Source organism: Roseateles sp. AC306, from assembly GCF_979253795.1.
In genome coordinates this window covers 1-240 of sequence record NZ_CEEDEB010000137.1, presented here as the reverse complement: position 1 = coordinate 240, position 240 = coordinate 1, and the positions used below count along the sequence as shown (strand labels likewise).

Below are 240 nucleotides of genomic sequence, written 5' to 3'. Positions count from 1 at the left end.
CATATCCTTGAAGCATTAGCCGTGGCGCTGGCGAACATCGACCCGATCATCGAACTGATCCGTCATGCGCCGACGCCTGCAGAAGCGAAAACTGCGCTGGTTGCTAATCCGTGGCAGCTGGGCAACGTTGCCGCGATGCTCGAACGTGCTGGCGACGATGCTGCGCGTCCGGAATGGCTGGAGCCAGAGTTCGGCGTGCGTGATGGTCTGTACTACCTGACCGAACAGCAAGCTCAGGCG

1 protein-coding gene is annotated in these 240 nt (G+C 60.4%); it reads left to right on the top strand.

Annotated elements, in window-relative coordinates; all coding sequences use genetic code 11:
* The coding region (locus AC0IZJ_RS28720; RefSeq protein WP_471855684.1) for a hypothetical protein at positions 1 to 240 on the top strand (240 nt) is incomplete at both ends.